The 13,193-nt window shown below is 69.7% G+C and carries 13 protein-coding genes and 1 pseudogene; 10 read left to right on the top strand and 4 right to left on the bottom strand.

The genetic code is table 11. The features are described from left to right. The first annotated feature begins 42 nt into the window (after nt 1-42). The 3 genes from ATI37_RS08560 to ATI37_RS08550 are packed head-to-tail and all read left to right on the top strand — an operon-like array spanning nt 43 to nt 5,566. On the top strand, nt 43-1,101 hold the full coding sequence (locus ATI37_RS08560; RefSeq protein WP_117238572.1) for a mechanosensitive ion channel family protein: 1,059 nt from the start codon (nt 43-45) through the stop codon (nt 1,099-1,101). A gap of 10 nt (nt 1,102-1,111) precedes the next feature. Continuing rightward, nucleotides 1,112-3,367, top strand: a complete 2,256-nt coding sequence (locus ATI37_RS08555; RefSeq protein WP_117237981.1) for a hypothetical protein — start codon at nt 1,112-1,114, stop codon at nt 3,365-3,367. Nucleotides 3,368-3,385: 18 nt separating this feature from the next. Continuing rightward, nucleotides 3,386-5,566 (top strand): RelA/SpoT family protein, encoded by a 2,181-nt coding sequence (locus tag ATI37_RS08550; protein ID WP_117237980.1) that lies wholly within the window; start codon nt 3,386-3,388, stop codon nt 5,564-5,566. Nucleotides 5,567-5,614: 48 nt separating this feature from the next. On the opposite strand, the gene ATI37_RS08545 is transcribed toward ATI37_RS08550, so the two are convergent. After that, a complete protein-coding gene (locus ATI37_RS08545; protein WP_117237979.1) occupies nt 5,615-5,995 on the bottom strand; it encodes a secondary thiamine-phosphate synthase enzyme YjbQ in 381 nt (126 codons plus the stop codon). Nucleotides 5,996-6,007: 12 nt separating this feature from the next. Next, a complete protein-coding gene (locus tag ATI37_RS08540; protein ID WP_117238571.1) occupies nt 6,008-6,799 on the bottom strand; it encodes a class I SAM-dependent methyltransferase in 792 nt (263 codons plus the stop codon). A 34-nt stretch (nt 6,800-6,833) separates the two neighbouring features. Between ATI37_RS08540 and ATI37_RS08535 the strand changes: the two genes are divergently transcribed. From ATI37_RS08535 to ATI37_RS08525, 3 genes are read left to right on the top strand one after another with little or no spacing between them, the layout of a single operon-like run. Beyond that, nucleotides 6,834-7,880, top strand: coding sequence for a glucose-1-phosphate thymidylyltransferase (locus ATI37_RS08535; RefSeq protein ID WP_117237978.1), 1,047 nt, complete (start codon nt 6,834-6,836; stop codon nt 7,878-7,880). A 4-nt stretch (nt 7,881-7,884) separates the two neighbouring features. Beyond that, entirely contained in the window at nt 7,885-8,769 is an 885-nt protein-coding gene (locus ATI37_RS08530) for a biotin--[acetyl-CoA-carboxylase] ligase (RefSeq protein WP_117237977.1), read from the top strand. A gap of 43 nt (nt 8,770-8,812) precedes the next feature. Continuing rightward, entirely contained in the window at nt 8,813-9,238 is a 426-nt protein-coding gene (locus tag ATI37_RS08525) for a DUF2203 domain-containing protein (protein ID WP_117237976.1), read from the top strand. Here ATI37_RS08525 and ATI37_RS08520 read toward each other — a convergent pair. After that, the gene (locus ATI37_RS08520) at nt 9,183-9,581 is read right to left on the bottom strand and encodes a metallopeptidase family protein (protein ID WP_117237975.1); all 399 of its coding nucleotides are present in this window, start codon (nt 9,579-9,581) and stop codon (nt 9,183-9,185) included. The two genes, ATI37_RS08525 and ATI37_RS08520, sit on opposite strands and share 56 nt — an antisense overlap. Next, entirely contained in the window at nt 9,578-9,991 is a 414-nt protein-coding gene (locus tag ATI37_RS08515; RefSeq protein ID WP_117237974.1) for a 23S rRNA (pseudouridine(1915)-N(3))-methyltransferase RlmH, read from the bottom strand. The genes ATI37_RS08520 and ATI37_RS08515 overlap by 4 nt, the downstream gene beginning before the upstream one ends. Before the next feature lie 113 nt (nt 9,992-10,104). On the opposite strand from ATI37_RS08515, the gene ATI37_RS08510 reads away from it, so the two are divergent. The 4 genes and pseudogenes from ATI37_RS08510 to ATI37_RS12145 form a co-directional block, all read left to right on the top strand. Then, on the top strand, nt 10,105-11,208 hold the full coding sequence (locus tag ATI37_RS08510; RefSeq protein WP_117237973.1) for a thiamine pyrophosphate-dependent dehydrogenase E1 component subunit alpha: 1,104 nt from the start codon (nt 10,105-10,107) through the stop codon (nt 11,206-11,208). Between the two features lie 10 nt (nt 11,209-11,218). Further along, nucleotides 11,219-12,193: an alpha-ketoacid dehydrogenase subunit beta gene (locus ATI37_RS08505; RefSeq protein WP_117237972.1), complete on the top strand. Its 975-nt coding sequence runs from the start codon at nt 11,219-11,221 to the stop codon at nt 12,191-12,193. A gap of 203 nt (nt 12,194-12,396) precedes the next feature. Further along, nucleotides 12,397-12,636: a type II toxin-antitoxin system HicA family toxin gene (locus ATI37_RS08495; protein ID WP_117237971.1), complete on the top strand. Its 240-nt coding sequence runs from the start codon at nt 12,397-12,399 to the stop codon at nt 12,634-12,636. A gap of 9 nt (nt 12,637-12,645) precedes the next feature. After that, nucleotides 12,646-13,131: pseudogene (locus ATI37_RS12145) on the top strand (biotin/lipoyl-containing protein); the annotation flags it as partial. Between the last annotated feature and the right edge of the window lie 62 nt (nt 13,132-13,193).

Here is a 13,193-nt window from a genome sequence, read left to right as displayed (position 1 = left end):
GTCCCCCACTATACGGCCCCGGGGCTTATGTATATTGGCCCCATGGCACCCTGGCCTGAACTGGCCCTGGCCCTCCTGGTGGCCTGGCTCCTGGGCCGCTACGGGGCCCGGGCCCTGAACGCCCTGGGCCGCCTCACCCCCGCGGAGGGGGATGGCCGTCTCTTCCAGCTCCTGGGCCTTCTCTGGTGGGGGGTGGTGGCCCTCCTCTACTTCAGCTACCTGGTCCAGGCCCTGGGCCTCCCCTACGAGCCCTGGCGCTCCTGGGGGGAGGGGCTCATCCGGTGGCTGGGAGGGCAGGGGCTTTCCGCCCTGGCCGTCTTGGCCCTCACCTTTTTGGGCTACCGCCTGGCCCCCCTCCTCCTCCAGGGCCTCCCCAGGCCCCCCGAGGGGGAGCGCACCCGGGAGGCGGTGCGCGGGCGCACCCTGAGGGCGGTCTCCGAGTCGGTGCTCCGGGTGGCGGTCCTGATCGTGGGGGGGCTCTTCCTCCTCTCCAACCTGGGCCTCAACGTCACCGCCCTCCTGGCGGGGGCGGGGGTGGTGGGGCTGGCGATCAGCTTCGCCGCGCAGAACCTCATCCGGGACTTCATCCACGGCTTCTTCATCCTCCTGGAGGACCAGTACGGCGTGGGGGACATCGTGCAGATCGGGAGCGTGGGGGGGGTGGTGGAACGGTTCAACCTGAGGATCACCGTGCTCCGGGACCTCGAGGGCCGGGTCCACTTCCTCCCCAACTCCGAGGTGCGCCAGGTGACCGTCCTCACCCAGGAGTGGAGCCGGGCGGTGGTGGACGTGAGCGTGGCCTACAAGGAGGACCTGGACCGGGTGCTGGAGGTCTTCCGCGACGAGGCGGCCCGCTTCCACGAGGACCCCGAGTGGCAGGCCCGCTTCAACGCCTCCCCGGAGGTCTTGGGGGTGCAGCACCTGGCGGACTCCGGGGTGGTGATCCGGGTCCTCTTCAACACCAAGCCCGCGGAGCAGTGGGCCGTGGCCCGGGAGTTCCGCAGGCGCATCAAAAACCGCCTGGACCGGGAGGGGATCGAGATCCCCTACCCGCACCAGAAGCTCTACTTCGGCGAGGCCCTGAGGCTGGAAAAGGGGTAGGCTAGAGGGGATGCCGGAGGTCTACGGGGTGATCCTGGAAACCCTCCGCCCCCACCTGGGGGCCAGGGCGGAGGCGGTCCTGGAAGAGGGCCTAAAGCGCCTGGGAAAGCGCCCCCAGGAACTCTCCCCCAAGGACGGGGAGGCCCTCCTGAAGGGCCTCGCCTTCCGCGAACTCCAGGGGAGGCTTTCCCCCGAAAAGGCCCGGCGGGTGGTGGAGGAGGCCCTCAGGAGGCTTTCGGAACCCCCGAACCTGGAGGCCTTGGAGGCAGGCCTGAAGCGCTTCGGCCTCTACCTGGACTGGCCCGAGGTAGCCCGCCTCCGCGCCCTGGTGAACCGCCTCCGCCGGGCGTACGAGCCTGGGCTGAAGCGGGAGGCGGAGGCCCTGCTGGAGGCCCTGGAGGAGAGGCTGGAGGAAGCCCTCCTGCGCCAGGCCCAGGACCTGGCCTACCTGGAGGAGAGCCTGGAGAGGGTGCGCCACCTGGGGGGGGCCAAGGTGCGCCGCCTGGAAAGCCTCCTGGCCACCGTCCAAAGGGCCCAGGAGGAGGGGGTCCTGGCCCAGGCCGAGGTGGAGCGGGCCCGGGGCCTGGCCCTGGAGCTGCGAAAGCTCCTGGAGTCCAGCGTGGCCCGCTCCCCCACCCTGCCGGAGATCGCCTTTGAGACCCAAGAGGAGCCCCCCAATAAGGCCACGGACGTCTTCCTCACCGTGGAGGAGGCGGAGGATCTGGAAGGGGAGCTCGTCATCGACCTCGAGGCCCTCCCCGAGGAGGCGGCGAGGCGCCTAGAGGCCCTGGAGGCGGAGGAGGAGAGGCGCAGGCTGGAGGAGCTCCTGGCCCGCTATGCCCCCCTCCTGGAGGGGCCTGCGGTGAGCCCCCTCCTCGCCGAGGTCCAGGCCCTCCTGGGGGCGGGGAAGCCCGCCGGGGAGAAGCTTTCCCTCCTGGAGGCCGCCCTGAAGGAGGCGGAGAAGAACCTGCGGGCGGAAAGGCGGGCCCGCCTCATCCAGCTAGGAGAGGCCCTGAGGACCCTCCCCCTGCCCGAGGAGGCCAAGGCCTCCTTGGAGGGCGCCCTGCGCCTGGCCGAGGAGACCCTGGAGGAGGGGGGCCTCCCCGACCTGAAGCCCTTGGAGGTGGAGCTCGCCCGCCTGGAGGAGGAGGCCAGGAGGAAAAAGGGAGAGGAGAAGCGGCTTCTGGAGGAAAAAGAAGCCCTGGCCCGGGAGCTGGCCCAAAGGGGGGAGGCCTTCCGCCCCCTCCTGGAGGAGCTCCAGGCCCTGGCCCCAGGGGACCTCCCCCAGGGGCTCCCCAGGGTCCAGGCCCGCTACGCCGCCCTCCTTCAGGCCCAAGGGGAAAAGGAGGCCCTAAAGGCCAAGCTTCTGGAAGCGGAAAGGGAGCTGGAGGCCCTCAAGTCCGAGGCCTCGGCCCTGGGCCTTATGGCCTTGGGCCTCGAGGCGGAGGTGAGGGAGGCGGAGGAGGCCTTGGAAGAGGGGCGGCTTCCCGACCTCACCCGCCTGCGCCGGGAGGTGGCCGAGGCCAAGGCCCAGGCCCAGAAGGAGGCCCTGGAGGAGCTTTCCCGGCTCCAGAGCCTGGCGGAGCGCTTCCGGGGCTTCGGGGGCGAGGGGGTCTTGCGGGCCATAGAGGAGGAGAAGGCCAAGCCCCTTCCGGACCCCATCCCCATCGCCCGGGCGCTGCAGGCCCTGAAGCAGCGTCTAGAGGCCAAGCGGGAGGAGGTCCTCACCCGCCTCGTGGCCTTCTTCCAGGCCTACGGCCGCCTGAGCCGGTTCCAAAGCGAAACCCACCGCCGCCTGAAGCCCCTCCTGGGGGTCCTGAAAAGGGCCCAGGAGAGGCTCCCCCGCCTGGGGCCCCAGGGGCTTTTGGGGACGGAGAAGACCCTGGCCCAGGCCGAGAAGCTCCTCGGGGAGCTGGAGAGGGAGGCCGAGGCCGCCAAGGCCCTCCTACAGGAGATCCGGGGGGCGGACCTCGAGGCCCTCCTGGGGGTTTTTGAGGAGGGGAAGCCTTCCCCCGACCTGGAGCGCCTGCGGCTTCCTGGGGTGGAGGCCCTGGGCTTCCTGGAGGAGAACCCCCCCCTGCCCAGGGAGGCCCTTTTGGAGCTCAAGCGCGCCCTGGCCACCCTGGAGGCCCTCCTGGGGGAAAAGGGACCCGCCGCCCTTCTGCTGGGAAGGAAGGCCCTGGTGCTGGCCCCCTTCTCGGGCCGGACCCTGGTGGCCCTCATGGAAAGAGACACCCTCCCCACCTTCCTCCTGGCCCTCCGTTAGGGTGCTACACTGGGGCTAGTGGTCGTCCGCGAGACTCTTTGGGAAAATCTGGAAAGAGCCCTGGACTACCTCTCCCCGGAAGACCGGGAGAAGGTCCATGGGGCCTACCTCTTTGCCGAGGAGGCCCACCGGGGACAGTTTAGGCGAAGCGGGGAGGCCTACATCACCCATCCCGTGGCCGTGGCGGAGATCCTGGCCTCCTTGGGCATGGACGCGGACACCGTGGCCGCGGGCCTTCTCCACGACACCATGGAGGACTGCGGGGTGGCGGGGGAGGAGCTGGAGAGGCGCTTCGGCCCTGCGGTGCGCCGCATCGTGGAGGGGGAGACCAAGGTCAGCAAGCTCTACAAGCTAGCCAACCTCGAGGGGGAGGAGCAAAGGGCCGAGGACCTCCGCCAGATGTTCATCGCCATGGCGGAGGATGTGCGCATCATCATCGTCAAGCTGGCGGATCGCCTGCACAACCTCCGCACCCTGGCGCACATGCCCCCCGAGAAGCAGAGGCGCACCGCCCAAGAGACCCTGGAGATCTACGCCCCCCTGGCCCACCGCCTGGGGATCGGGCAGATCAAGTGGGAGCTGGAGGACCTCGCCTTCCGCTACCTCCACCCCGAGGCCTACCAGGCCCTCTCCGCCCGCCTCCGGGAAACCCAGGAGGCCCGGGAGCGGCTGGTGAAGCGGGCCATGGAGATCCTGGAGGAAGCCCTAAGGGGGGACGAGCTCCTCCAGGGCCAGCTCCGGGGTTACGAGGTCACGGGGCGGCCCAAGCACCTCTACTCCATCTGGAAGAAGATGGAAAGGGAGGGGAAGGCCCTGGAGCAGATCTACGACCTCCTGGCGGTGCGGGTCATCCTGGACCCCAAGCCGAGCCCCACGGAGGAGGCCAGGGGCCTCAGGGAGAAGCAGGTCTGCTACCACGTCCTGGGCCTGGTCCACGCCCTATGGCAGCCCATCCCGGGAAGGGTCAAGGACTACATCGCTGTGCCCAAGCCCAACGGCTACCAGTCCCTCCACACCACGGTCATCGCCCTGGAGGGCATTCCCCTGGAGGTGCAGATCCGCACCCGGGAGATGCACCGCGTGGCCGAGTACGGCATCGCCGCCCACTGGCTCTACAAGGAGGGCCTCACCGATCCCGAGGAGGTGAGGAGGCGGGTCGCCTGGCTGAAGAACATCCAGGAGTGGCAGCAAGAGTTCAGCAGCTCCCGGGAGTTCGTGGAGGCCATCACCCGGGACCTCCTGGGGGGGAGGGTCTTCGTCTTCACCCCCAAGGGGCGGATCATCAACCTGCCCAAGGGGGCCACCCCCGTGGACTTCGCCTACCACATCCACACCGAGGTGGGGCACCACATGGTGGGGGCCAAGGTCAATGGGAGGATCGTCCCCCTCTCCTACGAGCTCCAGAACGGGGAGATGGTGGAGATCCTCACCGCCAAGAACGCCCACCCCTCCAAGGGCTGGCTGGAGTACGCCAAGACCCGCACGGCCAGGAGCAAGATCCGCCAGTACTTCCGCACCCAGGAGCGCCAGGAAACCCTGGAAAGAGGGCAAAACCTCCTTGAGCGCTACCTGAAGCGCAAGGGCCTGCCCAAGCCCACGGACAGCGGGCTGGAGGAGGCGGCCAAGAGGCTCGGCCTCACCCCCTCCCCCGAGGAGCTCTACCTGGCCTTGGCCCTAAACCGACTCACCCCCAGGCAGGTGGCGGAAAAGCTCTACCCCAAGGCCCTCCTCAAGCCCGAAAGGCCCAAGGAGCCCCCCAGGAACGAGTGGGGCATCCGCCTGGAGGGGAACCTCCAGGCCCCCATCCGCCTGGCCTCCTGCTGCGAGCCCTCCAAAGGGGATGGCATCCTGGGCTTCGTCACCCGGGGCCGGGGGGTCACGGTCCACCGGGCGGACTGCCCCAACCTGCGCCGCCTCCTCGGGGGCCCCGAGGCGGGCCGGGTCATCGGGGCCTACTGGGAAGGCGTAGGGGGCAAGGTGGCCACCCTCGAGGTCCTGGCCCAGGACCGCACCGGCCTTCTCCGGGACGTGATGCAGGTGGTGGCGGAGGCGGGCAAAAGCGCCCTGGGCTCGGAGACCCGGATCCTGGGGCCCATGGCCCGGATCCGCCTCCGCCTCAGCGTGGGGGACGGGGAGCGGGAGGCCCTGGCCCAGGCCCTCATGGGCGTGAGGAGCGTCCAGGAGGTGCGCTGGGTCTAGACCCCATCCCGGCCCAAGCCGGGATGGGGACCCTAGAAGACCCTCTACCTAAAGGGGCCTTATCCAGACCTCCCGCTCCCTGGGCCCGTCGTACTCCGCCAAGAAGACCTGCTGCCAGCGGCCCAGCCTGAGCCTTCCCCCCTCCGCGGGGAGGAGGAGGTGGACCCCGGTGAGGAGGCTTTTCAGGTGGGCGTGGCTATTCCCCTCCCTGTGGCGGTCCTTGGGGTGGAGGCGGGGGGCTAGCTCGGAGAGGCGTTGGAGGAGGTCGTGGGCCACGTCGGGGTCGGCCCCTTCCTGCACGGCGAGGCCGCAGGTGGTGTGGGGGACGAAGAGGTAGACGAGGCCCGTGTGCCCCTCGAGGGCCCCCTCCACCGCCCCCGTGATGTCCACCAGCCCCTCCTTAGGGGTGCGCACCAGGATCCTCTTCATGGGAAGAGCCTATCAGGAAAGCCGGGTGGACCGCAGGAAGAAGCGCTTCTCCACGGGGAAGGGACGGTCCAGGTCGCCGAACTCCCTTTCCGCCCAGGCCCCAAGCCGCCCCATGGCCCGCCTGTGGGCCTCTTCGGGGACCCCCTTGGTGAAGGAGTAAAGCCGCTCGGAGAGGGCCTCGAGGGCCTCCCTCGGGGTGCGCTCCTCCCGCCAGGCCACCACCTCCCGGGTCCTGGGCCTCAGGCCAAGCCGCCTAAGGGCCTCCCCCACCTCGGAGAGGCGCCTCCTGTGGAGCCCCCGCTCCACCAAGACCCCCTCCTCGGCCAGAAGCTCCCGCCACCGCTCCTGGAGGCGGCACTCAGGCCCAGAGGCCAACTGGTCCCAGCCCTCCAGGAGGACCCCTCCCGGCTTCAGGACCCTTAAGGCCTCGGCCAGGGCCCTTTGCCAGTCGGGGAGGAGGTGCCAGAGGTGGACGGCGATGACCGCGTGCACGCTCGCCTCGGGAAGGGGGATCTCCCGGGCATCCGCCAGAAGGAAGCGCACCTTGCGCATCACCCCTGCCGCCTTCCTTTGGAAGACCTCCAGCATGGCGGGGTCCAGGTCCAGGGCGATGTACCGGTACCCCCGGGCGATGAGGGGAAGGGCGATCCGCCCCGTGCCCACCCCCAGCTCCAGAAGGACGGGCTCCTCGCCCCTGCCCGCCACGGCGTGGCCCATGGCGGTGGCGATCCGGCCCGCCACCTCCGGCGGGTAGGCCCGGAGGCGGTCATAGGCGTAGGCCACCCGGGTGGGGGCGCCGGGCATCTCCCCTTCCATTGTACGGGGTATACTCCGGGGCATGAAGGGCCTCATCCTGGCGGCGGGGCGGGGAACGAGGCTCCGCCCCCTCACCCACACAAGGCCCAAGCCCGTGATCCGGGTGGCGGGCCGGCCGATCATCCACTATGCGGTGGAGAACCTCCTGGAGGCGGGGGTGGAGGAGATCGGGGTGGTGGTCTCCCCCGAGACCGAAGGGGACCTGCGCCTGGCCCTGGAGGGTTACCCCGTGGGCTACGTCCTCCAGGAGGAACCCCAGGGCCTGGCCCACGCCGTGGCCGTGGCCCGGGACTTCCTAGGGGGTAGCCCCTTTGTCCTCTACCTGGGGGACAACCTCTTCCAAAAGGGCATCCGGCCATACCTGGAGGCTTTCCAGGAGGGGGTGAGCGCCGTCATCGCCCTGGTCCGGGTGGCGGACCCCCGGCAGTTCGGGGTGGCCGTCCTGGAGGGGGACCGCATCGTGCGGCTCTTGGAGAAGCCCAAGGAGCCCCCTTCGGACCTGGCGGTGGCGGGGGTGTACGTCTTCTCGGAGGAGGTGTGGGAGGCCCTGGGGGACCTCAAGCCCTCCGCCCGGGGGGAGTACGAGATCACCGACGCCATCCAAGGCCTCCTCGACCGGGGCAAAAAGGTGGTGGGGGTGGAGGTCCAAGGCTGGTGGAAGGATACGGGCCGCCCCGAGGACCTCCTGGACGCCAACCGCCTCCTCCTGGAGGAGCTTTCCCCCAGGGTGGAAGGGGAGGTGGTGGAGAGCACCCTCACGGGCCGGGTGGTGGTGGAGAAGGGGGCCAGGGTGGCAGGGAGCACGGTCATCGGCCCCGCCTTCATCGGGGAGGGGGCGGAGGTGGAGGGGGCCTACGTGGGCCCCTTCACCTCCCTGGGCCCGGGGGCACGGGTGGTGGGCTCGGAGGTGGAGTACTCCATCCTCGAGGACCAAGCCGCCCTGGAACACGTGGCCCTGCGCCTCCAGGAGAGCATCCTGGGGGTGGGGGTCAAGGTGAGAAGCCGCAACGGCCTCCCCCGGGCCCACCGCCTGGTCCTGGGGGACCTCTCCCAAGTGGAGCTGGCCTAGGGGCATGCGCCTCCTGGACCTTCTGGACGAGACCTACCAGAGCGGGGAGGCCTTGGCGCGGCGGCTTGGGGTGAGCCGGGCCGCGGTCTCCAAGGAGGCGAGGAGGCTTTTGGCCCTGGGCTTTCCCGTGGAGGTGGGCCGCCGGGGCTACCGCGTCCGCCCGGGCACCCCCCTGCCCCACCTCTTCCGCCCCCAGGGGCGGCTCGGAAGCCCCTACCGCTACCTGGGCCGGGTGGGGAGCACCCAGGACGTCCTAAGGGCCTGGGCCGAGGCAGGGGCCCCCGAGGGGGCCTTGGTCCTGGCCGAGGTCCAGGAGAAGGGGCGGGGCCGCCGGGGGAGGGTCTGGGAAAGCCGCCTTGGGGATAGCCTCACCTTCTCCCTCCTCCTGAGGCCCGCCCTGCCCCTCCCCTCCTCGGGCCTCCTCCCCCTCCTCGCCGGCCTGGCCCTGTGGGAGGCCGTGGGGCTGGGGGGGCTCAAGTGGCCCAACGACCTCCTGGCCCCGGACGGGAGGAAGCTGGCGGGCATCCTCCTGGAGGCCAAGGCGGAAGGGGAGGAGTTGGCCTACGCCCTCCTGGGGGTGGGGGTCAACGTGGCCTGGGCCCCGGAGGGGGGGGCCCATCTCCAGGAGTTTGGCCCCTACTCTAGGAAGGAGGTCCTCCTGGGCTTCCTAGGGCGCCTCGAGGCCCTCCTCCCCCTCCTGGAGGACCCAAAGACCCTTCTTGCCCGCTACCGCCAGGCCTCCTGCACCCTGGGCCGCAGGGTGCGGGTGGAAACCCCCAAGGGAGCGGTGGAGGGGTTGGCGGAGGAGGTCCTCCCCGACGGGAGCCTCCTCGTGGGCGGGGTACGGGTGGGGGCGGGGGAGGTGGCGCCCCTGCCCCTCCTTGAGTAATCTGCGCTTAGATTTCCCTCACCCTTTTTGTTAACATAGGGGCATGTTCGCCCGCATCTTCACCAAGGAGGAGGCCGATGCCCTCCTGCCCGAGCTCGGGCGGGTCCTGGGGGAGATGCGCCAGGCCAGGGGGGAACTTCTAGAGGCCCAGGCCCGGCTCCCCCAGGCCCGCGGGTTGGAGCGGCGGGCCCTGGAGGAGGAGATCCGCTTTCTCCTCGGCACCCTCGAGGCCGACGCCCGCTACCTGGCCTCCCTAGGGGTCTTCCTCAAGGACCTGGACCGGGGCCTCGTGGACTTCCCCGCCCGGATCGGGGGGGAGGTGGTCTTCCTCTGTTGGCGGGAGGGGGAACCCGAGGTGGCCCACTACCACCCCCTCTCTGGGGGCTTTAAGGACCGCCGCCCCCTAGCCGGGACTACCCCTCCCCTGCCGGAGGGGAACCGCCCCGGCGCAACTCGGCCAGGCGCCTGAGGTCCTCCCGCACCAGGTCGTCCCGGCCCGCCAGGGACTCCAGGTGGTGCCTTAGCTCGTGGAGGAGGGTCTCCCACACCTCCCCCTCCCAGTCAAACCCCTCTCCCGCCACCTCGAGGAAGGAGCCGTAGTAGAGGGCGATGTGCCGCCCTAGCCCCTCAAACCCGCCGAAGGCCGTGGGGGGCCCTGGGTCCAGGTACTCCCCAAGCCGCCACACCCCGGGAAGCCCCGGCTCCGGCCTGGCCTCGGGGAAGACGTGCACCCCCTGGAGGCCCCTTTTGAAGGCCTCGGGGATCTCCTCCCAAAGCCGCGCCACCAGCTTTGCGAACTCGGAATAGGTCATGGCCTGTGGTAAGGGTGCCCCGCCCTTAAGGTGAGTACGCGGTAGAGCTGCTCCAGGAGGACCAGGAGGGCCAGCTCGTGTTGCAGGGTGAGGGGGGAGAGGGCAAGGAGGAGGTCCGCCCCCTTCCGCACCGCCTCAGGATGCCCCTCCGCCCCCCCCACCAGGAAGGCCACCCGCTCCCCCTCAAAACCCAGGAGGAAGCGGTAAAGCCCCTCCGTGGTGAAAAGCCTCCCCCGCTCGTCCAGAACGATCCGCCGGTGCCCCTCCGCCTTGGGAAGGAGCTCCCCCGCCTCCCGCACGTAGAGGAGCTCCATGGGGGCGTAGCGGCGGATGCGCTCCCCATAGAGCTCCACCCCCAGCCGGGCGTAGGGGAGCCTGGGCCTGCCCACCGCCACCACCCGCAGGCGCACCCCTACAGGTTATACTCGGGGCGAAGGGAAAGTGGGACCTACCCCACCCCCAAAAGCCCCAGGCCCTTACCCAGGGCGGGGCTTCGGCGCCAAAAGCGCCCCAAGGAGGGCTTATGGTCAAGGACACCTACCGGTTCCAGCCCTTCACCCAAGAGCCCATAAGGCTCATGGGGGAGAAGGGGGAGTGGCTGGGGGACTTCCCCCTGGACCTGGACGAGGACAGCCTAAAAAGGCTCTACCGGGACATGCTGGCCGCCCGGATGCTGGACGAGCGCTACACCATCCTCATCCGCACGGGCAAGACCAGCTTCATCGCCCCCGCCGCCGGGCACGAGGCCGCCCAGGTGGCCATCGCCCACGCCCTGAGGCGGGGGTTTGACTGGCTCTTCCCCTACTACCGGGACCACGGCCTGGCCCTGGCCCTAGGCCTCCCCTTGAGGGAGCTCTTCGGCCAGATGCTGGCCACCCGGGCCGACCCCAACAAGGGGCGGCAGATGCCCGAGCACCCGGGTTCAAGGGCCCTCAACCTCTTCACCGTGGCCTCCCCCATCGCCTCCCACGTGCCCCCCGCCGCCGGGGCCGCCATCAGCATGAAGCTCCTCCGCACCGGCCAGGTGGCGGTCTGCACCTTCGGGGAGGGGGCCACCAGCGAAGGGGACTGGTACGCGGGCATCAACTTCGCCGCGGTGCAGGGGGCCCCCGCGGTCTTCATCTGCGAGAACAACCTCTACGCCATCAGCGTAGACTACAGCCGCCAGACCCACAGCCCCACCATCGCCGACAAGGCCCACGCCTTCGGCATCCCCGGCTACCTGGTGGACGGGATGGACGTCCTGGCCAGCTACTACGTGGTCAAGGGGGCCATAGAGCGGGCCCGGCTGGGGGAGGGGCCAAGCCTGGTGGAACTAAGGGTCTACCGCTACGGCCCCCACTCCTCCGCCGACGACGACAGCCGCTATCGCCCCAAGGAGGAGGTGGAGGCCTGGAAGAAGCGGGACCCCATCCCCCGCTTCCGGGGCTTCCTCGAGGCCCAAGGCCTCTGGAACGCCGAGTGGGAAGAGGACCTCAAGGAGGAGATCCGCTCTGAGCTGGAGCAGGGCCTAAAGGAGGCCGAGGAGGCCGGGCCCATTCCCCCAGAGTGGATGTTGGACGACGTCCTCGCCGAGAAGCCCTGGCACCTCCAGAGGCAGGAGGCCCTCCTAAAGGAGGAGCTCTAGGGGGGTGGTCATGGGCCTCATGACCATGGTGCAGGCCCTGAACCGGGCCCTGGACGAGGAGATGGCCAAAGACCCCAGGGTGGTGGTCTTGGGGCAGGACGTGGGGAGGAGGGGCGGGGTCTTCCTGGTGACCGAGGGGCTTCTGCAGAAGTACGGCCCCGACCGGGTCCTGGACACCCCCCTGTCCGAGGCGGCCATCGTGGGGGCCGCCTTGGGCATGGCGGTCCACGGCCTGAGGCCCGTGGCCGAGATCCAGTTCGCCGACTACATCTTCCCCGGCTTTGACCAGCTCGTAAGCCAGGTGGCCAAGCTCCGCTACCGCTCCGGGGGGCAGTTCACCGGCCCTTTGGTGGTGCGGATGCCCTCCGGGGGCGGGGTGAGGGGGGGGCACCACCACTCCCAAAGCCCTGAGGCCCACTTCGTCCACACCGCCGGGCTCAAGGTGGTGGCCGTCTCCACCCCCTACGACGCCAAGGGCCTCCTCAAGGCCGCCATCCACGACGAGGACCCCGTGGTCTTCCTGGAGCCCAAGCGCCTCTACCGCTCGGTGAAGGAGGAGGTGCCCGAGGAGGACTATACCCTCCCCATCGGCAAGGCCGCCCTGAGGCGGGAGGGAAAGGACCTAAGCCTCATCGCCTACGGGGCGGTGATGCCCGAGGTCTTGCAGGCGGCGGAGGAGCTGGCGAGGGCCGGGATCTCCGCCGAGGTCCTGGACCTCCGTAGCCTCATGCCCTGGGACCACGAGGCGGTGATGAACTCCGTGGCCAAGACCGGGCGGGCGGTCCTCATCGCCGACGCCCCCAGGCACGCAGGCTTCATGAGCGAGGTGGCGGCCACCCTCGCCGAGGAGATCCTGGACATGCTCCTGGCCCCGCCCATCCGGGTCACGGGGTTTGACACCCCCTACCCCTACGCCCAGGACAAGCTCTACATGCCCACGGTCACCCGGATCCTCAACGCCGTCAAGCGGGCGCTAGACTACTGATATGCCGAGGGAAGTCATCTTCTTGGTGGAAGAGGCAGAAGAGGGGAGGTTCGTGGCCCGGGCCTTGGGAGAAGCCATCTTCACGGAGGGAGAAACCTGGGAGGAACTCAGGGAGATGGTGCGGGACGCGGTGCGGTACCACCTCGGCGAAGAAGCCCCCCTGTCATCCGCCTGCGCTTCGTCCGCGAGGAGGTCCTGGTCCCGTGAAGCTTCCCCGCGACCTCACCGGGAAGGAGCCCGTCCAAAAACTGGCCTGCCTGGGCTACCAGGTAGAGCGGCAAACGGGAAGTCACGCGCGCATGGTCTGGAAAGGTCCAAAGGGTGAACGCGCCATACCCCTACACCGGCCGCTGAAGGTAGGTACCTTGGCCGGAATCCCGAGGGCGGTGACGGAGGCCCGCGGCATGGGCCGCAAAGCCCTTGAACGCCTTTTGGAACTGTAGAGGAGGAGTATGCCCAAGGAAATCCTCATGCCGGAACTGGCGGAAAGCGTGGTGGAGGGCGAGATCCTCAAGTGGCTGGTGGAGGAAGGGGACCACCTCAAGAAGGACCAGCCCTTCGTGGAGGTGATGACCGACAAGGTCACCGTGGAGCTCCCCTCGCCCTACGAGGGGGTGCTCCTGAAGAAGCTCGCCAAGGAGGGGGAGGTGGTGAAGGTCCACGCCCCCATCGCCCTCCTCGCCGAGCCCGGGGAGGCGGTGGAGAGGGTGAAGGAGCCCCCCCCGGTCCAGGCGGTGGAGGAGCGCTCCATCGTGGAGCCCGGCCTGCCCGAGAAGGAGAAGGAGGACCTCTCCCTCTTCCGGCCCGACCCCACGCAGGTGGCGGTGAGAAACCCCTTCCTGGCCGAGGAGAAGCCCAAGGAAGGGTCCAAGGCGGAAAGGGTCCTAGCCGTTCCCGCCGCCAGGAAGCTCGCCCGGGAGCTGGGCATCCCCATTGAGGCGGTCCCGGGCTCGGGGCCCATGGGCCGGGTACGGGTGGAGGACGTGCGGGCCTACGCCCA

Origin of the sequence: Thermus sediminis, assembly GCF_003426945.1 — a bacterium.
Taxonomy (GTDB): domain Bacteria; phylum Deinococcota; class Deinococci; order Deinococcales; family Thermaceae; genus Thermus; species Thermus sediminis.
Note: the sequence above shows the minus strand (reverse complement) of the source record. Positions and strands in the feature narration are given on the sequence as shown.

Excerpts from the sequence above, each read along its gene's own strand:
- ATI37_RS08560 (WP_117238572.1), top strand. The coding sequence starts at position 43 with ATGGCACCCTGGCCTGAACTGGCCCTGGCCCTCCTGGTGGCCTGGCTC.
- ATI37_RS08555 (WP_117237981.1), top strand. The coding sequence starts at position 1,112 with ATGCCGGAGGTCTACGGGGTGATCCTGGAAACCCTCCGCCCCCACCTG.
- ATI37_RS08545 (WP_117237979.1), bottom strand. The coding sequence starts at position 5,995 with ATGAAGAGGATCCTGGTGCGCACCCCTAAGGAGGGGCTGGTGGACATC.
- ATI37_RS08540 (WP_117238571.1), bottom strand. The coding sequence starts at position 6,799 with ATGCCCGGCGCCCCCACCCGGGTGGCCTACGCCTATGACCGCCTCCGG.
- ATI37_RS08535 (WP_117237978.1), top strand. The coding sequence starts at position 6,834 with ATGAAGGGCCTCATCCTGGCGGCGGGGCGGGGAACGAGGCTCCGCCCC.
- ATI37_RS08530 (WP_117237977.1), top strand. The coding sequence starts at position 7,885 with ATGCGCCTCCTGGACCTTCTGGACGAGACCTACCAGAGCGGGGAGGCC.
- ATI37_RS08525 (WP_117237976.1), top strand. The coding sequence starts at position 8,813 with ATGTTCGCCCGCATCTTCACCAAGGAGGAGGCCGATGCCCTCCTGCCC.
- ATI37_RS08520 (WP_117237975.1), bottom strand. The coding sequence starts at position 9,581 with ATGACCTATTCCGAGTTCGCAAAGCTGGTGGCGCGGCTTTGGGAGGAG.
- ATI37_RS08510 (WP_117237973.1), top strand. The coding sequence starts at position 10,105 with ATGGTCAAGGACACCTACCGGTTCCAGCCCTTCACCCAAGAGCCCATA.
- ATI37_RS08505 (WP_117237972.1), top strand. The coding sequence starts at position 11,219 with ATGGGCCTCATGACCATGGTGCAGGCCCTGAACCGGGCCCTGGACGAG.